Genomic DNA, 21,415 nt, shown 5'->3' with positions numbered 1-21,415 from the left:
CGTCAACCGCCCACGGCGTCGCGGGGCAGCGCGTCGGTCCGCCCGTCGGCGTGCCCGGCGGCCGCCTCGTCGAGGATGTCGCCCACCCGTCCCACCACGGTGCGGAGTACGGGCAGCTTCGTCCGTAGGCCGCGGTACGCCGCGGCGAGGGCCGGGTCGACGGTGACCGGTTCGCTGCGGGTGCCCTCCGGATCGAGTTGGGTGACCGCCCCCTGCAGGTCGGGGGAGAGACCGATCGCGAAGAGCCCGAGCGCGGCCGCGCCGAGGGCCGCGTCGTCGGTCGCGCCCGACGCCCGCACCGGACAGTCCAGGACCGCCGCCATCACCTGCCGCCACAGGGGAGAGGAAAACGCGCCCCCGGCCAGGTGAACGCTGCTGACCGGCGTCACCTCGGCCAGGCGGTCGCGAACGCCACCGAGTTGCAGGCAGACGCCCTCCACGGCGGCCCGCACCAGATGACCGCGAGAGTGGTGCCCCCGCAACCCCAGGTACGCCCCCAACGGGCCGGAGCCCTCCGGGTGGGCCCGGTCGTCGCGCGCGTGGGGCAGCATCACGAGGCCGTCGCTTCCCGGAGCGATCCGTTCGGCGAGCCTCAGGAGCGCGGGCGGTGCCCAGTCGTCACCGGACGTCGACGGATGCTCGGGCGCGAGGGTGTGACCGGCCCACCGCACGACGTTGCCGCCGTTGGCCACCGTGGCGCCGAGAACCCACGTGTCGTCGGTCAACGCGCCGCAGGTGAAGGTCTCCGTTCCGTCGACGAGGGGAGCGGCGACCACCGTCCGCAGGGACCCGGTGGCACCCAGCGTCACACAGGCGACGGTGCTGTCGATCGCCGCGGTGCCCAGAGCGCGCGCCGGTTCGTGGCACGCGCCCACGACGACAGGTGTGCCGGACGGCAGGCCGACCGACCGGCCCGCCGTCGCCGACAGCCGCAGGACGGCCGTCGTGGGCAGGACCGGGGGCAGTTGACTCTCGGACACCCCGGCGAGGTCGAGGACCGCAGGACTCCACATCCGCCGGTGGACGTCGAACAGTCCGGTGCCGGAAGCCGAGGACAGCTCGGTCACCACCGCCCCGGTCAGCCGGTGGAGCGCGTAGTCCTTGAGGCCGACCCACCACCGCGTCGCGGCGCAGAGGTACGGCTCGTGGCGGGCGAACCACATGAGTTTGCAGAGCGGGCTGCCCGGGTGCACAGGTGTGCCCGACAATCGGTGCAACTCTCGGCTCTGGCCGGAGGACCGCAGGTCGCGGGCTGCCTCGGCGGACCGCGAGTCGTGCCGGGTGAGCAGCGGCGTCACCGGCGTCAGCGTCGCGTCCAACCCGATCAGGGCGCCCCTGGCGGTGCTGAGCGTGACAGCGACGACCTCCGCGCCCTCGATGGCGGCGGCGCAGGCGGACATCGCCGCCAGGGTGGCCGCCATGAGGACGTCGGGCTCCACCACCAGCCAGCCGGGTGCCGGCTGCAGGAGTGGACACCGCCGTGTCTCGACGTGCCGCACGGTGCCGTCCAGCGCGAACGATGCCGCCCGGACGGTCGTGGTGCCCAGGTCGACCGCGAGGATGACAGGACCTCCCGGGCTCATCCGCCAATGGTCGGGAGGCGCTCGGCGGGGCGGCAAGCGGTTGCGCGGAGTTGCCGTCGCCCTGACGATGCGCAAGCGCCTTGTCGATCAGGGGAGGAAGATCGAGCATCGACGACGTGAGTCGTGACAGGATTGTCGGCATGTCTGCTCGCGCGCTGAGCTTCGGGATGGTGGCGGAAGCATACGAACGGTACCGGCCGGGATATCCCGTCGAGCTTCTCGACCTGGTGATGACCTACGCGGGCCGGCCGGTTCGGACGGCCCTGGAGATCGGTGCGGGGACAGGCAAGGCAACCCGTCTGTTCACCCGACGGGAGGTCATGGTCACCGCGACCGAGCCGGACGGGGCCATGCTCGCCGAACTGCGCAAACATGTGCCGTCCCGCGTCCAGACCGTGCAGGCCGCATTCGAGGACCTGCGACCGGGGGAGACATACGACCTGGTGTACGCGGCCGCGGCGCTGCACTGGACGAAGGCGGAGGGTCGGTGGTCGCGGATGGCCGCGCTGGTGGAGCCGGGTGGCGTGTTCGCCTCGTTCGGCGCCCCGATCCAGCCGGCGGATCCGGCGGTGGCGGAGGCGGTGCGTGCGGTCCGGGCGCCGTTTCTGGAGAGCGACGAGGTGCCGTCTCCCGACGGCACGCCCCCGGGGCAGGCGATGCAGTGGCCGGGCACCGAGCTTCAGCGGTCCGAGTGGTTCACCGATGTGCGGCAGGTCGTGATCGAGCGGCGTCTGACGATGAGCGCCGACGACTACGTCGGGCACCTGTCGACGATCTCGGCGTACCTCGAACTGCCGACCTCGGAACAGGAGCAGGTCTTCGACCGGATCACGCAGGTCCTGCCCGAGACGGTCGACCTCGCCGCCGACATCGTCGTCCATCTCGCCCGTCGGCGTCCCGAGCGGTAGCGCGGCTGCTCAGACCAGGAAGTTCTCGCGCATCCGCGCGCCCAGGTTGATGCCACCCACCGCCCGAGGGCCGGCCGGGTCGTGCACGCTGACGGTGTTGTTGCGGCGCATCAGCTCCCGGACCGCCGGTGGCAGCCGGGGCGGGGCGTCCATGGCCGCGAGGACCTGCCCGGCGCTCAGGATCAGTCGATCGGCCAGGACGGCGGCGTCGGTGTCCACCCGCACCCGTCCGTACTCCCAGGCGGCGGTGGTGAGGTCGAGCACCTCGAACACGCGGGTCAGCAGCGGGTTCGGGTCGGTCACCCGCTCCAGCCGCGGCGCTCGGCTGCCGACCACCGTGACCGCGGCGGTCACCTGCGCGTACGGGTGGAAGCCGCTCGGCAGGGCGAACAGCGGCCAGCGCAGGGCGTGGCCGGCCTCCACCCACAGCGGCCGGTAGTTGCGGCGGTGCACCAGGAGTCGCCGGCCCGTCCGTCGGTGGATCTCGTGGGCCTGGGCCTGAAGATCCACGTGGGCCTCGTCGGCGACCTGGCTCACGATCCGGGCGGCCACCACCAGGCCGTCGTCGCTGTCCAGCGCTGCGGTCAGCGCCTCGACCTGGTCCGGGAACCGGACCTGCGCGTGGGCGCCGTAGCGGGACTGGGCGTCCCGCAACAGCGTCTGCTGTCGTCCCGGGTCGAGCTGGACCCGCCTACCGCCCAGCAACCGCCGGAGCCAACGCATGTCGCCTCGTTTCAGCAGAGCCGTCGTGGACGGCGGCAATGCTAGTGCCTCGTCCGTTCCTCCCTTGCGGACGGGGTGGCGGACCGATCCCGACCACCGGCTGGACGGGGATCCGCACTCGCCGCACGATCCCGGCGAAGCCTGGGTAGGTTTCCGGTCATGAGTGAGGACACTTTCCGCTCGGTGCAGATCGAGCGCACCAGCGTGGGTAACTACGTCGCGCGTAACGTCCGTGGCGGGTCGATGTCGCTGGGCACGGGCGAGGACTCCAGCTTCACACCCGTGGAGTTGCTCCTGGCGGCCATCGGCGGTTGCAGCGCGGTCGACGTGGACCACATCACCAGCCGTCGCGCCGAACCGACGCAGTTCTCCGTCGCGGTCACCGGCGACAAGATCCGGGACGAGTCCGGGGGCAACCGGATGCAGAACATCACTGTCGAGTTCACCGTGACGTTCCCGGCCGGCGCGGACGGCGACCGGGCGCGCGAGGCGTTGCCCCGCTCGTTGCAGCAGTCGCACGACCGGCTCTGCACGGTCTCCCGTACCGTCGAGTTGGGCGCTCCGGTCTCGATCGCCATTGCCGGTGCTGCCAGCGCTGTAGACCAGCGCTGAGCACGCTCACTCACCTCTTGAAATAATTAACATCTTCAATGGTTTGAGGTTATGGGAGCGCTCCCGTAACATACCTGACGCGGCCTGTTAACGCTCACATGCGCTCCGCTCGCGGTGACCACCATCAATGCATTGGCCGCCATCCCGTCAGGAAGGTGCTATATGACCAGATCCAGAGCTACCAATGTCGGCCTGGTCTCGGCCGGCGTTGCCCTACTGGTGTCGTCGTCGGTTGTCGCGGCGCTGCCGGCGGGCGCCGCAGCAGCGGGTTGTTCGGTGAACTACGCCGTGGCGTCGCAGTGGCAGGGCGGCTTCACCGCCAACGTGGCCCTTACGAACCTGGGCGACCCGCTGACCAGTTGGACGCTGACGTGGTCGTACGGCGCCGGGCAGACGGTGACGCAGGCGTGGAGCACCGCGGTGACGCAGAGCGGTTCGGCGGTGACGGCGAAGAACGTGAGCTACAACGGCTCGGTCCCGACCAACGGCTCGGTGTCGTTCGGCTTCAACGGCTCGTGGACGGGCAGCAACCCGGTGCCGACCAGCTTCGCTCTCAACGGCGTCACGTGCACCGGTGGCACCACACCGACCACTCCGCCGACCACCACCCCGCCGCCCACCGACCCACCGCCGACCACTCCGCCTCCCACCAACACCTGCGATCTCCCGTCGTCGTACCGGTGGTCGTCGACCGGCGCGCTGGCGCAGCCGAGGTCGGGTTGGGTGTCGCTGAAGGACTTCACCGTCGCGCCGTACAACGGCCAGCAACTGGTCTACGCCACCACCCACGACAACGGGACCAGGTGGGGTTCGATGAACTTCGGGTTGTTCTCGAACTACTCGCAGATGGGCTCGGCCAGTCAGAACGCGATGAACAACGCGACCGTCGCGCCGTCGCTGTTCTACTTCGCGCCGCGCAACATCTGGGTGTTGGCGTACCAGTGGGGTGGGCCGGCGTTCTCGTACCGGACGTCGACTGACCCGACGAACCCGAACGGGTGGTCGTCGGCGCAGACGCTGTTCAGCGGCAGCATCACGGGTTCGGGTACGGGGCCGATCGACCAGGCGGTCATCGGCGACAGCCAGAACATGTACCTGTTCTTCGCCGGTGACAACGGCAAGATCTACCGGGCGAGCATGCCGATCGGGAACTTCCCGGGCAGCTTCGGGTCGAACTACACCACGATCATGAGTGACACGACGAACAACCTGTTCGAGGCCGTCCAGGTCTACAAGCTCCAGGGCCTGAACAAGTACCTCATGATCGTCGAGGCGATCGGTTCGCAGGGCCGCTACTTCCGCAGCTTCACGGCCACCAGCCTGGGTGGTTCGTGGACGCCGCAGGCCACGTCCGAGAGCAACCCGTTCGCGGGCAAGGCCAACAGCGGTGCCACCTGGACCAACGACATCAGCCACGGTGAGCTGCTGCGGACCAGCGCCGACCAGACGATGACCGTCAACGCCTGCAACCTGCAACTGCTCTACCAGGGCCGTTCGCCCAACTCCGGCGGCGACTACGGCCTCCTGCCGTACCGACCGGGTCTGCTGACCCTGCAACGCTGACACGGTTCGATCACCCTCGACCGACAGGGAACGGGCGGGCTCGGCGTCACGCCGAGCCCGCCCATTCCGCGTCGAGGGCGGGCGACCGTCCGACCGCGCATGGTCCGCGCCACACGTCCAGGGTCCGGTCGTTTGCACAGCTCAGGCCCGCGCCGACAGCCGTGCAACGATGGTGTGTGAGCTGTGATTCAACTGTGTCGTCAGCGGTCGATCCCACCGCCTCCCCTCTCGTGCTGGAAGGGGAGGGGGTCGTGCTGCGCGACTGGCTCGACGCCGATCTGCCCCACCTGCCGGGCCTCTTCGACGCGCCGGATATCGCCGCGAACACCGACATTCCTTCTCCGTTCGACGCGGACGCGTTCCTGGCCAGAATCCGGCAACGCCGTGACCAGGGCATCGTCGACCTGGCCGTGACGCGCGACGGCGGGGAGCCGCTCGGCCTCGTCGCCCTTCACGTGGCGAGCGGAGTGCTGGGGTACGCCATCGGCCCGGCGCACCGCGGCCGAGGTTTGGCGTCGCGTTCCCTGCGGTCGATCACGAGGTTCTGCCACGAAGAGCTCGGCTTCCCCCGACTGCGGCTGAGCATCGTGCAGGGCAACCTGCCCTCGCAGCGGGTCGCCGCGTCCGCCGGGTACGTCCGGAGCGACGACGACGTCGTCGAGCGGACGAACGGGCTGGGGCAGCGCAAGCTGCTCGAAACGTGGCACTGGCTCGCCCCCGTGACGTCCGGCTGACAAAGACCTGGTGCGACACGCGTCATCGGGGCAGCCGGTGGCTGACGAGTTTGGGACGATGCGCCGGTCGAGCAACCGACGTCACCCGACTCGAAGGGACCCCGCGATGGCAAAGGTCATCTCCACGCTGTTCATCTCGGCCGACGGCGTGGCCGAAATCGATCCTGACTGGCACTTCCCGTACTTCGACGAGAACATGGGCCGCGCCGTCACCGAGGACTACGAGACCGCCGACGTGCTGCTGATCGGCCGCGAGACGTACGACAGCTTCGCCGGCGCCTGGCCCGATCGGGAGGCCGCGGGTGGCGAGGACGCGCCGTTCGCCAAGCAGCTCGGGGACATGCGCAAGGTCGTCGTCTCGCGCCAACCGCTGGAGTTCTCCTGGCGTAACTCGGAGGTGATCCAGGGGGGTCTCGTCGACGCCGTCGCCGCGTTGAAGGCCGACGCCGACGTACGCGGCATCCTTGTCCCCGGGTCGATCTCCGTGGTGCAGCAGCTGCTCGTCGCGGGGTTGGTCGACGAGCTGCGGCTGCTGGTGCACCCGGTCGCGGCACGCAAGGGCCGCAAGCTGTTCGACGAGGGCGATTCGGCCTACCACCTGCGCGTGCTGGCGACGGAGTCGTTCCCGACGGGTGTGCTCCGCGTGATCTACGCGCCGGCTGCCGCGCCCGCCCCGGCCGGCTACGACGACGTCAAGGACCAGGTGCCCGCCGGCAACTAGGACGCCGGCCTTCCGGGGCGTCCAAGCCGTCGTACGCCTGTGTGAAGATTCGTTCGTGACCGACTGGACGTACAACGATCGCCCCGAGGGCGCCCGGTTCCTGACCGATCGCATCCCCGAGCCGGGGCGGAGCGCCATCGAGGACGAGCTGTGGGCCTCGATCGTGCGCGGTGAGGATGACCCGGACGAATTCGTCGACTTCTTCGACGACGAGGAGGAGCGCTGCGGCGCCACCGACGACGAGCTGAGGGCGGCGCACGGCAGGGCGGTGGCCGCTCGGCGGGCGCAGCAGCGGCAGTGGGGTGAGGTGACCGCCAACATCACCCGGGCCTTCGCCGAGCTCAACGAGGCGGGGGTGCTGGCCCGGGCGAACTTCAGCTGCTGTGGCACCTGCGCCAGCGCCGAGATCGACGACGAGCGCGACGACTCCCGGCACTGGCGCGGTTTCCTCTGGTTCCACCAGCAGGACACCGAGTCTCTGCTCGTCAGCGAGGAGGGCGCGGTCTACCTCGGCTACGGCGTCTATCCTCCGGCCGACTTCGACGAGGCCGCCTACGGCCGTCTGTCGGAGGCGGAGCAGCAGGCCGGTTACCAGGCCGACCTGGAGCGCCTGTTGGACGAGGTCGCGTTCCCGGTGCTGCGCAAGCACGGCATGCGGGTGGAGTGGAACCGCAAGCAGTCCAAGCGGATCAGGGTCACCGGCGCCCAGTGGTACGCGCCGTTGGGCTGAGCGCCACCGGTCCGGCCCACACCCCGAGACCCTGTTTAATGAGGTCCATCTATATTGACGTTCGGCGTTGGCGGGGACAGGATCTTGGGCACCACCACCCCCAGTGATCCCCTCCTTGGGAGGCGCCATGACCCGTCCCCGCCTGCCCCTGCTGCGGGCAGCCACCCGGCTGGCCGCACTGACCCTGGCCGCCGCCGGTGTGCTGCTCACCGTCGCCACCCCCGCCAGCGCGGCCGTGCCCACCGGCCGCTACGTCGCGCTGGGCGACTCGTACACCGCCGGCCCGCTGATCCCCAGCCAGGTCGACCTGAACTGCCTGCGGTCCAGCCGCAACTACCCGTCGTTGGTGGCCGCGGCCGCCGGCTCGTCGTCGTTCGCCGACGTGAGTTGCTCCGGTGCCACCACCGACGACATCCTCTCCGGTGGCAGTGGTCAGTTGGGCACCGCGCTGCCGCCGCAGATCAACGCGGTCACGTCGAACACGGCACTGGTGACGGTGCAGATCGGCGGCAACGACATCGGGTTCTCCGGCATCATCGGCGACTGCGCCGAGGCGAGTGTCAGCAGCCCGCTCGGGTCGCCGTGCAAGAACCGCTTCACCGCCGGAGGCGTCGACCAGTTGCAGGCGAGGATCGTCGCCGCGACGCCGAAGGTGACGGCCGTGCTCCAGGCGGTTCGCCGGGCGGCGCCGAGCGCGCGGGTCGTGGTGCTGGGATACCCGGCGATCCTGCCGGACACCGGGTACGGCTGCTGGCCGGTCGTCCCGATCGCCTACCAGGACGTGCCGTACCTGCGCGGCATCGAGAAGTCGCTGAACGCGATGCTGGCGAGCGTCGCGAGTGCGAACGGCGCCAGCTACTCCGACGTCTACACGCCGTCGATCGGTCGGGACGCGTGCAAGAGCAGCGGTACCCGGTGGGTCGAGGGCCTGGTGCCGCAGAACGCCGCCGCGCCGTTCCACCCGAACGCCCGGGGTGAACAGGGCATGGCCACCGCCCTGCTGGCCACGCTCAACAGCTGAGCAGTCCCGCGATCCGTCGAGTCGGCCCCGCCGCTCCCGGCGGGGCCGACTCGACGCGGGATCAGGCCCTCGTGGTCCGCGGGCGTCTCAGTTGGGCCGGCGGGTGGACGCCCAGCCGTGGTGGTGCAGCCGTTCGATGCCGTCGAGAAGCAGGTCCAGGGCGAACTCGAACTCGAACTGATCGTCGCAGCCCGGCCCGAGGACGGACTCGTCGTCATGCGACGCCGCCATCGCGATCTCCGCGACGTGCGGGAACCTGGCCGCGATCTCCGGGGGGAGGGCGGCCGGTGGGTTCGTGTCGGCCCGGCCGCTTCGACCGGCGCGGCGGCCGGCGTCGAAGAGTTCCTGGCTGAAGCCGAGGATCCGACTGCCCATCGCGTGCATCACGTGGTGGGTGAGGTCGACGGAGAAGCCACCGGCCCGGAACGTCCCGATCATGGAGTCGAGGTAGGCCAGGATGGCCGGTGTCGCCATGTTTCGCGACTCGATCGCCAGTGGCGCCCAGGGGTGGCGCTGAAGCACCTCCCGCGCCGAGAGGATGCGTCCGCGGATCGCGCGCTTCCAGTCGGTGCCGGGCTCGGAGGCGCGGATCTCGCCGACGACCACGTCGATCATGCCGTCGAGCAGTTCGTCCTTGTTGGCCACGTGCTTGTAGAGGGCCATCGGCACGACACCCAGGTCCTGCGCGAGGTTGCGCATGCTGAGGGATTCGATCCCGGCCTCGTCGGCGAGCGCGACGGCGGCGCGGAGGACGCGGTCCCTGCTCAGCGGCGTGCGGCGCAGCGTCTCCGCCTGCTCGGCCATCTCGCTCCTCGTCGTCCGGTGGACAACGAAACCCTAGACCCCTTGACGGGTGTACGGCGTACACCTAGCCTTTGTGGCATGAGGTGTACGCCGTACACCAAGGGAGGGGTGGAGAGATGAAGGCGATCGTGCAGGACCGGTACGGACCACCCGAAACGCTCACCCTCGCGGACGTGGACACGCCGGTGCCCGCCCCCGACGAGGTGCTCGTGCGGGTGGAGGCAGCCGCGCTCAACGCGTACGACTGGCATGCCATGCGGGGTGACCCACGGGTGGCGCGGCTGGCGCTGGGGCGCACCCGGCCCCGAGCGCGTATCCGCGGCCGCGATGTCGCCGGCCGGGTCGAGGCCGTCGGCGCGCGCGTCCGACAGGTCCGCCCGGGCGACGCCGTCTTCGGTGACCTCGGTGACGCCAACGGCGCGTTCGCGGAGTACGTGTGCGTGCACGAGAACCTGGTCGCGGCGAAGCCGGCGAACCTGACCCCGCAGCAGGCCGCCGCCCTGCCGTTGGCCGGCGTCACCGCGCTCATGGGTCTGGACGCCGGGCGGGTCGGGCCCGGCCACCGGGTTCTGGTCAACGGTGCCTCCGGCGGCGTCGGCACCCTCGCGGTCCAGTTGGCCACGGTGCTCGGCGCGACAGTGACCGCCGTGTGCAGCACCCGCAACGTCGACCTGGTGCGTTCCCTCGGCGCCGAGCACGTCGTCGACTACACCCGCGACGACTTCGCCCGCGACACCCGCCGCTACGACGTGGTGTTCGACCTGGTCGGCAACCGCTCGCTGCGGGCGCTCCGGCGGGTGCTGACCCCGACCGGGACGCTGGTGCTCTCCGGCGGGGGTGTGTACCGCGGCGGCAGCCTTCTCGGACCGATCGGCCTGATCATGCGCGGACGGCTGCTGGCGCCGTTCGTCCGGCACCGCATCGTCGTCCTCACGGCCGTCCCCGGCCGGCACCACCTGGACACGCTCCGCGCCCACGCCGAGAACGGCCGCCTCACCCCGGTCATCGACCGGGACTATCCCCTGCACGAGGTGCCCCTGGCGATGCGCTACCTGGAGGGCGAGCACGCGCGGGCCAAGGTCGTGATCACCGTCTGACCGGCCGCGAGGGTCCGCCGCGCCACGGGATCGGGGACCTGACGTGGCGTCGCGGTGCTTGAGATCGGGAAGACCGGGGTACCGACAGTGCCATGCCGATTGTGGGGCGCGTCGTCGGAGACCGTTACCGTCTGGTCGAGAGCATCGCCAGCGGTGGGATGGGTGACGTCTGGCGGGCGGTCGACGAAACCCTGGACCGCTGCGTCGCGGTCAAGATGCTGCAACCCCGGTTGGTCACCGACCCGGGCTTCGGCGAGCGGTTCCGTCGCGAGGCGCGGGCGATGGCGGCGCTGCGTCATCCCGGTGTCGCCCAGGTCTACGACTACGGTGAGGTGTCCGGGCCCGACGCGCCGGTCCTCGCGTACATCGTCATGGAGTGTGTGCAGGGGCAACCCCTGTCGGAGCGGATCGCCGAGGTCGGCCGGCTGGGCGTCGCCGAGACGATGTCGATCGCCGCGCAGACCGCCGGTGCGCTCCAGGCCGCACACGACGCCGGCGTCGTGCACCGGGACGTCAAGCCCAGCAACCTGATCATCGAGCCGGACGGACACGTCGTGCTCGTCGACTTCGGTGTGGCGGTGACGCAGGAGGCGGCGAGCCTGACCGGCACGAACCAGGTCGTCGGCACCGCCCTCTACATGGCACCCGAACAGGTCACCAGGAACGAGACCACCCCGGCGATCGACATCTACGCGCTGGGGGCCGTCGTCTACCACTGCCTCGCCGGCAGGCCCCCGCACCAGGGTGAGAACGCCGTCGCGGTCGCGCTGCGGCATCTCCAGGACGAGCCGCCGCCGCTGCCCGAGGACGTCCCGGAGGCGGTCCGGCGGCTGGTCGCCACCGCGCTGGCCAAGGAGCCCACTCGTCGCTTCCCGACGGCGGCGGCCATGGCCACGGCGGCGCAGGCGCTCGCGGATTCGTCCGATCAGTTGCTGCGGACCGCCGTCGCAGTGCCGATCGGAGCACCGGCCGAGCGCACCGAGGTCCAGCGTCCGGTGGTCGGCAGCGCGGCGAAGCGGTCGGGCGGCCCGGGGCCGAAGGTGCTCGCGGCGCTGGTCGGATCATTGGCCGCCGCAGCCGCCGTCCTGGTCTTCGCCGATCCCACCGGAATCATGCCCGGCCGCACCGGGCAACCGTCGACGCCACCCAGCGTGTCGCCGACGGTGCCGTCGCAACGCGATCCCGGCCCCGGTGCCGGTGGCGGCGACCCGAACTCCCGAGGTTCTGCGGGCCTGCCGGTCCGCGCGACCGGCTCGGCGACCACGACCCCGACGCCCGGCGGCCCGGCCGGTGCGGGAACGGACGGCCAATCACCGTCTCCCGGAGAGAGCACCGGGGGCGGGCCCGAGCCCACCTCGTCCGAGAGCGCACCGACCGACCCGACGACAGCACCGACGGGTGGTGCGACGCCGACCCAGCCGTCCTCGGAGGACCCCGAGGACGAGCCCGAGGACGAGCCGGTGGCGAACCCGACGAAGAAGCCGTCGGCAGAGGAACCCGCAGCGCAGACCTCATCGGCACGGCAGCTGTAGGACCACGACCGCCGCCGTCTGCCGCCCCGCCCGCCCGCCGCCCAAGATTCGCGCAACGTCCCGGATGGTGCTGCCTCCCGCTCTCCGGAGACAGCACCATCCCTGATGTAGTGCGGATCTCGGCAGCGAGCGCTCGGGCCGAGCCGAGCCGGTGGCCAGCGCCGGCCGGGGCGCGTTTCGCGAGGCTGTCGACACGACTCTGGCGTGGCGGCCGAAGCCGCCACGCCAGAGGTGTGACTCAGGAGTTGCCCAGGGTCAGCTGGTTCGGCAGCTGACCGTCGGCCAGGTCCAGTTGCCGTTGGCCATGACCGTGATGCCGAAGTTGTTGCCATTGCCGTTCGGCCTGGCCGTCACCGTGCCGCTGGTGCCGCTGACGGAGGCGTTCCAACTGTTCTGGATGCTCTGGCCGCCGTTGAGGCCGAGGCTGACCACCCAGTTGTTGGTGCCGCTGACCGCGACGTTCAGGTTGAACCGGTCACCCCACTGCTGACCGGCGGAGAGCGTCGCGTTGCAGTTGCCGGTGCCCGGGTTGCCGGTGGTGGGCGGGGTGGTCGGGTTGCCGCCGCCGCCCTCCCAGACGGTGATGTCGGAGCTGCCCTGGCTCTGGTAGCCCTCGGTGGCCATGACCTGGTAGGCGTGGTTGCTGCCGAGGTTCAGGCCGGCGCGTGCCCAGGCGTCGAAGTGGTTGGCCGTGGTGATGGTGCCACTCGACCGCTTCTGCTGGCGGACGCTCCAGTACTGGTAGAACGTCTGGTTGCCGTCGATCGACGGGGCGTTGACCCGCTGGCTGCGCAGGATGTCGTAGGTGCCGCCGTCGGTGGTGACGGTGCCCAGACGGGTGGCGCCGCTGCTCGGGTTGTAGTTGCCGAAGTTCTCCACCACGTAGTACTCGATCAGCGGGTTACGCGTCCACCCGTACAGGGCGAGGTACGTGTTGTTGTTGCCCGGGTTGTAGGTGCCCGAGTAGCTGACCGTCCGTCGGCTACCGGTGGCCCAACCCTTGCCGCCGACCCAGTTGTTGGTGCTCCGGTCCCAGCTGCTGGAGTAGCGACCGTCGGCCCGCAACGTCATGCTGGCGTTGCCGCTGTCCTTCCAGAACGAGAAGTAGTACCCGTTGTGGGTGCCGGTGAGGTTCGAGGTGAGCGTCCGGTCCGCCTCGGCGTACGCGTTGGTGGCCGTCATGGTGCCGGCGACGGCCACGACGACGGCGCACGCGGCGCCGAGGAGCAGCCGTAGCCGGCCGCGCCTCTGTGGTGCGATGGGGATGTGGCTGGTGTCGCTCATGTTCGTGTTTCCTCCTCGTGACGGCTGGCGGGGGGCCAGCAATGCGGCACGTCTCGGCTGGCTGCCGGTGGTCGGGTGGCGGCCACTGTCGTCGTACCGCGTGGTGGTGGTTGACCGGTCGTCCTGCACGACGAGCGGAGGAGTGGATCGCGGTATGCGGTGCACGACGGCGATTGAATGCCGTCGATGGGGACCGTATGTACCCGGCCGTCCCCTTGTCAACAATTTTCGGAAACATGGCGGTAGGACCGCGGTGGCCAGCGGAATCCCTGAGGACGACGTCTCGCCAGGTCAGTAGTCGATCAGCGCGGCCTGGGCCGGGCGAGTGGCCGTGGTGATCGTTATGCGTGCGTCGATCAGTCACCGAAAACTTCCGAACACTTTCCGGACTGAAATCATCCGATGACCGGCGTCCTTGCGGAAGCGGGGGACGGGTCAGCGGGACCGGTCGGTGTTGAGCCGCGCGGCCTGCCGGGTCAGGTGGTCGCGCTCGGCGAGGTTGGGTGCCGTCCGGGCTGCCTCGGCGTACAACCGGGCCGCCGTCGCCAGATCGCCGTCGCGTTCGTGCAGGTGGGCCGCCACCGCCGCGTACCGGGGCAGGGACTCGTCCAGCGCCGCGAGCGCCGCGAGGCCGGCCCGCGCGCCGTCGGCCTCACCGACGGCGACCGCGCGGTTGAGTCGGACGACAGGACTGTCGGTCAGGAGGGCGAGTTCGTCGTACCACTCGACGATCTGCACCCAGTCGGTCTCCCCGGCGGCGGGAGCGTCCGCGTGCAGTGCCGCGATGGCGGCCTGGGCCTGGAACTCGCCCAGCCGATCGCGGGCGAGAGCCGCCTGGAGGATCGTCACGCCCTCGGCGATCGACTCGGTGTCCCACCGGCTGCGGTCCTGTTCCGCCAGTGGCACCAGGCTGCCGTCGGGCGCGGTGCGGGCGGCGCGCCGGGCGTGGTGGAGCAGCATGAGGGCGAGCAGCCCGGCCACCTCGGGATGGTCGATCGCCGCCCGGAGTTGCCGGGTGAGCCGGATGGCCTCGGCGGCGAGGTCGACGTCGCCGGAGTAGCCCTCGTTGAAGACCAGGTAGAGGACGCGCAGCACGGTCGCGACGTTGCCGGGCTGGTCGAACCGCACCCCGGAGACGGTGCGTTTCGCCCGGCTGATGCGCTGCGCCATGGTCGCCTCGGGGACCAGGTAGGCGTGCGCGATCTGCCGGGTGGTCAGACCTCCGACCGCGCGCAGCGTGAGCGCGACCGCCGACGACGGCGTCAGCGACGGGTGGGCGCACAGGAAGTAGAGCCACAGCGTGTCGTCCACGGCCGAGACGGGCCCCGGTGCCGGTTCCTCGTCGACGGCGTCCTCGCGTCGGCGGCGGGCCGCGTCCGCCCGGGCCGCGTCGAGGAACCGGCGCCAGGCCACGGTGATCAGCCAGCCCTTCGGGTCCCGCGGTGGGTCGGCCGGCCAGACGCGCACCGCCTCGACCAGCGCGTCCTGCACGGCGTCCTCGGCCGCCGCGAAGTCGACTCCGCGGCGGACGAGGACGCCGAGCACGCTCGGGGTGAGGCCCCGGAGCTGTGACTCGTTCACTCGGTGATGGTGGGCGGCTCGGTCAGGAACGGGCGCAGTTCGAGCCACTCGTGGATCGGCCTCCCGCCCGCTCCCGGGGCCGCCGACAACTCCCCGGCCAACTCGACGGCGCGCTCGTAGCTGTCGACGTCGATCACCATCCAGCCGGCGATCAGGTCCTTGGTCTCGGCGAACGGGCCGTCGGTGACCGGCGGGCGACCCTCGCCGTCGTACCTGACGAACGTCCCGGTGGGGGCGAGGGCCTGACCGTCGACGAACTCACCGCTCTCCTCGAGTCGCGCGGCGAAGTCGCGCATGTACTGCATGTGGGCCGAGACCTCCGCCGGCGTCCACTGGTCCATCGGCACGTCGTTGACCGCCCTGGGGGCGCCGCGGTAGTGCTTGAGCAGCAGGTACTTGGCCATCGTGGTTCTCCTTGGCGCTGGTGGGCGACCCGTCGTGGTCGCGTTCACCCCGGGGACGAAGCCGGGTGTCGGTTCTCGACATGGCCGTCCGGATTATTTCTACTATCGCGGCGGGCCTTGGTGAACTCTTCGCCACGACGGCGCGCGGACCCGGGCAAAACTTGATTGGTTCCAGAAAAGTGGGCTAGTGTTCGGCAAGTGATGTCCGACTTCGAGGCGCAACTGCGGGCCGCCTCGCTGCGGGTGACCCGGCCTCGACTGGCGGTGCTCGCGGCGTTGCGCGACCACCCGCACGTCGGCACCGACGCCGTGATCGCGCTGGTCCGGGCAGATCATCCGACGATCTCCCACCAAGCGGTGTACGACGTGCTGCGCGTGCTCACCGACGCCGGTCTGGTGCGGCGCATCCAGCCGGCCGGCGCGACCGCCCGCTACGAGTCCCGGGTCGCGGACAACCACCACCATGTCGTCTGCCGCACCTGCGGCGTGATCGCCGACGTCGACTGCGCCGTCGGTCACGCCCCCTGTCTCACCGCCCCGGTCGACCACGGTTTCGTGGTCGACGAGGCGGAGGTCGTCTACTGGGGCATCTGCCCCGACTGCGCGACCGCCCGTACGCCCCAGAGATCCGCAAGCTCGGAAGGAAGTTCATGAGCGACACCCAGGACAACCGCCCCACCAGTGCACAGGGTGTGGACCAGAAGGCAGCGGCCGGCTGCCCGGTGGCGCACGACTCGGTGACCGCGCACGGCAGCGAGAGCGAGAACCCGGCGATCGACTCGCCGACTCCGAAGACCGGCGGCCGTCCGCGCACCAACCGGGACTGGTGGCCCAACCAGCTCGACCTCTCGGTGTTGCACGCCCACTCGCCGAAGGGCAACCCGCTGGGGGCGGACTTCAGCTACGCCAAGGAGTTCGCCAAGCTCGACGTCGAGGCCCTCAAGCGGGACATCGTCGAGGTGCTCACCACCTCGCAGGACTGGTGGCCGGCCGACTTCGGCCACTACGGCGGCCTGATGATCCGGATGAGCTGGCACGCCGCCGGCACGTACCGTATCGAGGACGGTCGCGGTGGCGCCGGCGACGGTGGCCAGCGGTTCGCCCCGCTCAACAGCTGGCCGGACAACGCCAACCTGGACAAGGCGCGTCGGCTGCTCTGGCCGGTCAAGCAGAAGTACGGCCAGAAGATCTCCTGGGCCGACCTGCTCGTGCTGGCCGGCAACGTGGCCCTGGAGTCGATGGGCTTCAAGACCTTCGGCTTCGGCTTCGGCCGTGAGGACGTCTGGGAGCCCGAGGAGATCTTCTGGGGTCCGGAGGACACCTGGCTCGGCGACGAGCGGTACGCCTCCGAGAAGGAGATGACGCCCGGCGTCGGCGCGACCGAGATGGGTCTGATCTACGTCAACCCGGAGGGCCCCCGCGGTAACGCGGACCCGGCCGCCGCGGCGCACTTCATCCGCGAGACCTTCGGCCGGATGGCGATGAACGACGAGGAGACCGTCGCCCTCATCGCCGGTGGCCACACCTTCGGCAAGACCCACGGCGCCGGCGTCGCCGACAACCACGTGGGCCCCGAGCCCGAGGGCGCCCCGCTGGAGGCGCAGGGCCTGGGCTGGCTGAGCACCCACGGCAGCGGCAAGGGCGGTGACACGATCACCAGTGGTCTCGAGGTGACCTGGACCGACGTGCCGACGCAGTGGAGCAACCGCTTCTTCGAGATCCTGTTCGGCTACGAGTGGGAGCTCACCACGAGCCCCGGCGGCGCCAAGCAGTGGGTCGCCAAGGACGCCGAGGCGATCATCCCGGACCCGTTCGACCCGGCGAAGAAGTACAAGCCGACGATGCTCACGACGGACCTGTCGCTGCGCGTCGACCCGGCGTACGAGAAGATCTCGCGCCGCTTCCTGGAGAACCCGGACGAGTTCGCGCTGGCGTTCGCCAAGGCGTGGTACAAGCTGTTGCACCGCGACATGGGCCCGATCGAGCGCTTCCTCGGCCCGTGGGTGGCCGAGCCGCAGCTGTGGCAGGACCCGGTGCCGGCCGTCGACCACGAGCTGGTCGGTGACGCCGATGTCGCCGCGCTCAAGGCGAAGGTCCTGGAGTCCGGCCTGAGCACCGCCCAGTTGGTCTCCACCGCCTGGGCGTCGGCGGCGAGCTACCGGCACACCGACAAGCGCGGTGGTGCGAACGGTGCCCGGATCCGCTTGGAGCCGCAGCGCAACTGGGAGGTCAACCAGCCCGAGCAGCTGGCGACCGTGCTGGGTGTCCTGGAGGGCATCCAGCGGGAGTTCAACGAGGCCGGTGGCGCGAAGATCTCGCTCGCCGACCTCATCGTGCTGGCCGGTTCGGCAGCCGTCGAGAAGGCGGCGCGGGACGCCGGCGTCGACGTGACCGTGCCGTTCCGCGCGGGTCGTACGGACGCGACCCAGGAGCAGACCGACACCGAGTCGTTCCGGGTCCTGGAGCCGCGTGCCGACGGCTTCCGCAACTACCTGCGTCAGGGTGAGAAGACCCAGCCGGAGGTGCTGCTGATCGACCGCGCGTACATGCTCAACCTGAGCGCGCCGGAGATGACCGTCCTCGTCGGCGGCCTGCGTTCCCTCGGTGCCAACACCGGTGGCGCTCCGCACGGTGTGCTCACCGACCGGCCGGGTGTGCTCACCAACGACTTCTTCGCGAACCTGCTGTCCCCGGGCACCCGGTGGAGCGCGTCGAAGTCCGAGGAGCACGTGTACGAGATCCGCGATCTGGCCACCGACGAGGTGAAGTGGACCGCCACGGCGGTCGATCTCATCTTCGGTTCCAACTCGCAGCTGCGAGCCCTCGCCGAGGTCTACGCCAGCGAGGACGCCCGCGGCAAGTTCGTGGCCGACTTCGTGGCGGCCTGGACGAAGGTCATGGAGCTCGACCGGTTCGACATCGCCTGACGGTGACCACGACGAGCCCCGGCCGATCCGTCAGCGATCGGTCGGGGCTCGTCCATGTCGGCGTCATGTCGATGACATCCCATAGGGCGCGAATCCCACTGATGATTTTTTTGTACGACTGATCGGCTGGCGTACGGCCCATGACGTGACAAGGTGTTCACCTGCCCGGGTGACGGGCGCGGACCTAGTCACGCAGGGAGTCATCGTGGCCCATCCCGACCTGCAGGCCGAGGAAGCGGATCGACACGCGGGTGGTCCCGCGATCCCCCGGCAACGGGCTCAGTCGGCCCGTGTCGCCCCGTCGACCGGTCCGGAGGACGCCGGTGCCGGGTGGCGTCCACTGCGGATCGCGATGATCGGGCAGAAGGGGATGCCGGCGACCTACGGCGGCATCGAGCGGCACGTCGAGGAGATGGCCAGCCGGCTGGCCGGCTTCGGGCACGAGGTCACCGTCTACTGTCGCCGGAGCTACGGCAGGATGCCGGCCGACGACTACCGGGGCGTACGCCTGCGCGAGGTGCACACCATCGCGAGCAAGCACCTCGACGCCATCGTGCACGCGGCCACCTCGACCGTGGCGGCGATGACCGGACGACCGGACATCGTGCACTACCACGGGCTCGGGCCGGCCCTGGTCGCACCGGTGCCCCGGATGTTCTCCCGCGCGGGCGTGGTGTTGACGGTGCACGGGTTGGACAACCAGCGGGCCAAGTGGGGCCTCGCCGCGCGTACGGTGCTGGGCAGCGCCCACTGGCTCAGCGGTTACGTCCCGCACCAGCGGGTCGCCGTCTCCCGAGGGCTCGCCACCCACTACGAGACCCGGTTCGGCCGGCCCACGACCTACATCCCGAACGGCGTCAACCCGGCCCGGCGGGCGTCGAGCCGACAGATCGAGGCCCGCTTCGGGCTGGCCCCCGGCGGTTATCTGCTGCTGGTCGGCCGGCTGGTCCCGGAGAAGGCCGCCGACCTGCTGATCCGGGCCTTCCGGCGGCTCGACACCGGAGTGCGGCTGGCGATCGTCGGCGGGTCGTCGTTCACCGACGACTACGTGGACCAGCTGCACCGTGCCGCCGAAGGGGACGACCGGATCGTCTTCACCGGGTTCGCCTACGGAGACCTCCTCGCCGAGCTGTACGCCAACGCCGCCGGCTTCGTCCAGCCGTCCCGCCTCGAAGGGCTGCCGTTGACCCTGCTGGAGGCTGCCGCGTACGGGCTTCCCGTGGTCGCCAGCGACATCGCGCCGCACCTGGAGGTGCTGGAGTCCGACGCCGCCGGCGGCCGGTTGTTCCGCGACGGCGACGAGGACGACCTGGTCCGGGTGCTGACGGCGCTGCTCGGGGACCTGGCGGGGGAGCGGGCCGGCGCGACGGCGCTGGGTGACCGGGTCACCGAGACGTACAGCTGGGACACCGCCGCCCACGAGTTGGAGCGCCTCTACCTCAGCCTGGTCCCGGCCAGGGGCCGTCGCGTCAGGGCACGACTGCCGACCGCCGCCGACTGACCGTTCGGCCCGTTCCCCGGTACGGCGGCGGGTCAGCCCTGCGGGGGATCAGCCGATCGGTGCAACGGCCCCTTCTTCCGAGGCGGTGACCGGGCTAGATTGAACCGATCTTGTGCCGGGAGGATCGGTTCACCATGCCCGGCAGCGTCGACGTCGGTTCAGTGGGATCAGTGGGACAACACACGCAGCAGGTGGTCGATGCGCAACGACCCGGTCATCCGCCGGGCGGCGGGACTCCACCGATGAGCACCAGGGTGGACACGACCCGTCTGCTCACCGGCGCGGCGGCGCTGGCCGCCGCCGCCGTGGCGGTGGTCGCCGGCGTCTCGATGGCGGCCGGTGACCGTCGCGGCATGGTGCTGCCACTCGCGGTGGTCGCGGGCGTCGCGGTGGCAGTCCTCGCGCTGACCCGGTTCTCCGGGTACGTGTTGCTGATGCTCGCGGTCCGCTCCTGCGTCGACCTGTTCAAGCTCACCGGACCGAGTGCCGGCCGGCCCGACTCCGCCGGCGCCGCCCGGGTGATGGACCCGTCCACGCTGCTCGCGGTGCTGTTCCTCCTCGCCGCCGGGCTGTGGTTGGCCGCGCAGCTCAGCCGGCACGGGCGGTTGCGCGGCTCGCCCCTGGGGTGGGCCATGCTGCTCGTCGGGGCCAGCAGCGTGGTGAGCGCGTTGGGCGCGACCCGGCCGGCGAACAGCCTGCTGGAGGCGCTGCGGATCCTCACCGTGGTGGTGATGTTCGTGGTGCTGGAACAACTGATGCCGAACACCGCGGCGATCCGTCGGATTCTGCTCGCCTGCTACGTCTCGCTGGTGCTGTCGCTCGGCTACACGGTCGTCCTGTCGCTGCTCGGCAACCCGCCGGCCGAGATGAAGGGCGACTTCACCCGGATCAGCGGCACGTTCAGCCAGTCGACCACGTTCGGTCGCTACCTGATGTTCATGGTGATCTTCGGGTTCGCGGTGTACCGCTTCCTGGGTCGCCGCCTGCGGGTGATCCTCGGCGTGCTGCTCGGGCTCTCGTTGCTGTTCCTGTTGCTGAGCAACACCCGCAGCGCCCTGCTCGGCGCGGCGATCGGTCTGGTCGTGGTCGCCGTGCTGCACCGCAGCAAGCGGATGCTGGTCACCCTCTGCGTGGTGGCGGTCGCCGGGGTGGCCCTGGTGCCCGCCGTCGGTGAGCGGTTCGCCCAACTCGGCAGCTCACGCGCCGTCGGCGGGGATCCGACCGGGAACACCCTGGCGTGGCGGATCGGCTACTGGACCGAGATCGTCACGCTGGCCGACCGTAATCCGGTCACCGGCATCGGGCCGAACATGACCCAGCGTGAGACCGACGAGGCGAAGAAGCCGCACAACGACTTCCTCCGGGCGTACGTCGAGACCGGGTTGCTCGGTCTCGGGGCGTACCTGATGATGCTTGTCGCCTTTCTGCACACCGCGCGCCGGGCGCTGCGGCGGGCGCCGCCGGGCAGCTTCGAGCGGGGCGTCGCTGTCGGTTTCACCGGTTGCGCCGTCGCGTTCGTGGCGGTCAGCGCGGCGTCCAACGTCATTTCCAATGTGGTTACGCTCTGGTATTTCGTCGCGTTCGCCGCGGCGGCCAGTGCGATCGCCCGCCACCCGGTTCCGCAGGTGGCCGGCGAGCAGCCGCGAAGCACGTCCGTCCCGGTCTGAGTGAACGACAGCATTGGGGAAAA

Annotated in this window: 19 protein-coding genes; 13 read left to right on the top strand and 6 right to left on the bottom strand. The window is 70.5% G+C overall.

Going from position 1 to position 21,415, the window contains the following annotated elements; translation table 11 throughout:
- Positions 1-2: 2 nt before the first annotated feature.
- A complete protein-coding gene (locus GA0070612_RS24470; protein WP_088990053.1) occupies positions 3-1,583 on the bottom strand; it encodes an FGGY family carbohydrate kinase in 1,581 nt (526 codons plus the stop codon).
- Between the two features lie 140 nt (positions 1,584-1,723).
- On the opposite strand from GA0070612_RS24470, the gene GA0070612_RS24465 reads away from it, so the two are divergent.
- Positions 1,724-2,491 (top strand): class I SAM-dependent methyltransferase, encoded by a 768-nt coding sequence (locus GA0070612_RS24465; protein WP_088990052.1) that lies wholly within the window; start codon positions 1,724-1,726, stop codon positions 2,489-2,491.
- A gap of 9 nt (positions 2,492-2,500) precedes the next feature.
- Here GA0070612_RS24465 and GA0070612_RS24460 read toward each other — a convergent pair whose 3' ends face one another.
- Positions 2,501-3,214 (bottom strand): hypothetical protein, encoded by a 714-nt coding sequence (locus GA0070612_RS24460; RefSeq protein WP_088990051.1) that lies wholly within the window; start codon positions 3,212-3,214, stop codon positions 2,501-2,503.
- 159 nt (positions 3,215-3,373) lie between these two features.
- Here GA0070612_RS24460 and GA0070612_RS24455 point away from each other — a divergent pair, with 159 nt between their 5' ends.
- The 6 genes from GA0070612_RS24455 to GA0070612_RS24430 all read left to right on the top strand — a co-directional run bounded on the left by GA0070612_RS24455 (position 3,374) and on the right by GA0070612_RS24430 (position 8,595).
- Positions 3,374-3,826, top strand: a complete 453-nt coding sequence (locus GA0070612_RS24455) for an OsmC family protein (protein ID WP_088990050.1) — start codon at positions 3,374-3,376, stop codon at positions 3,824-3,826.
- A 162-nt stretch (positions 3,827-3,988) separates the two neighbouring features.
- Complete coding sequence (locus GA0070612_RS24450; protein WP_088990049.1) at positions 3,989-5,389, top strand: non-reducing end alpha-L-arabinofuranosidase family hydrolase; 1,401 nt, start codon at positions 3,989-3,991, stop codon at positions 5,387-5,389.
- Positions 5,390-5,640: 251 nt separating this feature from the next.
- Positions 5,641-6,123 (top strand): GNAT family N-acetyltransferase, encoded by a 483-nt coding sequence (locus tag GA0070612_RS24445; protein WP_157742587.1) that lies wholly within the window; start codon positions 5,641-5,643, stop codon positions 6,121-6,123.
- Positions 6,124-6,229: 106 nt separating this feature from the next.
- The gene (locus GA0070612_RS24440; RefSeq protein ID WP_088990047.1) at positions 6,230-6,844 is read left to right on the top strand and encodes a dihydrofolate reductase family protein; all 615 of its coding nucleotides are present in this window, start codon (positions 6,230-6,232) and stop codon (positions 6,842-6,844) included.
- 55 nt (positions 6,845-6,899) lie between these two features.
- On the top strand, positions 6,900-7,574 hold the full coding sequence (locus GA0070612_RS24435; RefSeq protein ID WP_088990046.1) for a DUF6891 domain-containing protein: 675 nt from the start codon (positions 6,900-6,902) through the stop codon (positions 7,572-7,574).
- Between the two features lie 127 nt (positions 7,575-7,701).
- Positions 7,702-8,595: an SGNH/GDSL hydrolase family protein gene (locus tag GA0070612_RS24430; RefSeq protein WP_088990045.1), complete on the top strand. Its 894-nt coding sequence runs from the start codon at positions 7,702-7,704 to the stop codon at positions 8,593-8,595.
- Between the two features lie 87 nt (positions 8,596-8,682).
- Here the strand turns inward: GA0070612_RS24430 and GA0070612_RS24425 are convergent, their stop codons facing one another.
- The gene (locus tag GA0070612_RS24425) at positions 8,683-9,399 is read right to left on the bottom strand and encodes a TetR/AcrR family transcriptional regulator (protein ID WP_088990044.1); all 717 of its coding nucleotides are present in this window, start codon (positions 9,397-9,399) and stop codon (positions 8,683-8,685) included.
- 116 nt (positions 9,400-9,515) lie between these two features.
- On the opposite strand from GA0070612_RS24425, the gene GA0070612_RS24420 reads away from it, so the two are divergent.
- On the top strand, positions 9,516-10,496 hold the full coding sequence (locus GA0070612_RS24420; RefSeq protein ID WP_088990043.1) for an NAD(P)-dependent alcohol dehydrogenase: 981 nt from the start codon (positions 9,516-9,518) through the stop codon (positions 10,494-10,496).
- Positions 10,497-10,588: 92 nt separating this feature from the next.
- Positions 10,589-12,028, top strand: a complete 1,440-nt coding sequence (locus GA0070612_RS24415) for a serine/threonine-protein kinase (RefSeq protein WP_088990042.1) — start codon at positions 10,589-10,591, stop codon at positions 12,026-12,028.
- A gap of 255 nt (positions 12,029-12,283) precedes the next feature.
- Here the strand turns inward: GA0070612_RS24415 and GA0070612_RS24410 are convergent, their stop codons facing one another.
- The 3 genes from GA0070612_RS24410 to GA0070612_RS24400 form a co-directional block, all read right to left on the bottom strand.
- Positions 12,284-13,312 carry a glycoside hydrolase family 11 protein gene (locus tag GA0070612_RS24410; RefSeq protein ID WP_088990041.1) on the bottom strand — a complete coding sequence of 343 codons (1,029 nt, stop codon included), beginning with the start codon at positions 13,310-13,312 and terminating at the stop codon, positions 12,284-12,286.
- 435 nt (positions 13,313-13,747) lie between these two features.
- On the bottom strand, positions 13,748-14,893 hold the full coding sequence (locus GA0070612_RS24405; protein ID WP_088990040.1) for an RNA polymerase sigma factor: 1,146 nt from the start codon (positions 14,891-14,893) through the stop codon (positions 13,748-13,750).
- Positions 14,890-15,297, bottom strand: coding sequence for a YciI family protein (locus tag GA0070612_RS24400; RefSeq protein ID WP_088990039.1), 408 nt, complete (start codon positions 15,295-15,297; stop codon positions 14,890-14,892). The genes GA0070612_RS24405 and GA0070612_RS24400 overlap by 4 nt, the downstream gene beginning before the upstream one ends.
- A 198-nt stretch (positions 15,298-15,495) precedes the next feature.
- Between GA0070612_RS24400 and GA0070612_RS24395 the strand changes: the two genes are divergently transcribed.
- From GA0070612_RS24395 to GA0070612_RS24380, 4 genes are all read left to right on the top strand, one after another.
- Complete coding sequence (locus tag GA0070612_RS24395) at positions 15,496-15,951, top strand: Fur family transcriptional regulator (protein WP_269458271.1); 456 nt, start codon at positions 15,496-15,498, stop codon at positions 15,949-15,951.
- Positions 15,948-18,224: a catalase/peroxidase HPI gene (gene katG / locus GA0070612_RS24390; RefSeq protein WP_088990038.1), complete on the top strand. Its 2,277-nt coding sequence runs from the start codon at positions 15,948-15,950 to the stop codon at positions 18,222-18,224. Before GA0070612_RS24395 ends, katG begins: the two co-directional genes overlap by 4 nt.
- Positions 18,225-18,429: 205 nt before the next feature.
- On the top strand, positions 18,430-19,725 hold the full coding sequence (locus GA0070612_RS24385; RefSeq protein ID WP_088990037.1) for a glycosyltransferase family 4 protein: 1,296 nt from the start codon (positions 18,430-18,432) through the stop codon (positions 19,723-19,725).
- A 242-nt stretch (positions 19,726-19,967) separates the two neighbouring features.
- Positions 19,968-21,392: an O-antigen ligase family protein gene (locus GA0070612_RS24380; RefSeq protein WP_157742586.1), complete on the top strand. Its 1,425-nt coding sequence runs from the start codon at positions 19,968-19,970 to the stop codon at positions 21,390-21,392.
- Positions 21,393-21,415: the final 23 nt, after the last annotated feature.

It is taken from the genome of Micromonospora chokoriensis (genome assembly GCF_900091505.1).
Classification (GTDB): Bacteria; Actinomycetota; Actinomycetes; order Mycobacteriales; family Micromonosporaceae; genus Micromonospora; species Micromonospora chokoriensis.
Note: the sequence above shows the minus strand (reverse complement) of the source record. Positions and strands in the feature narration are given on the sequence as shown.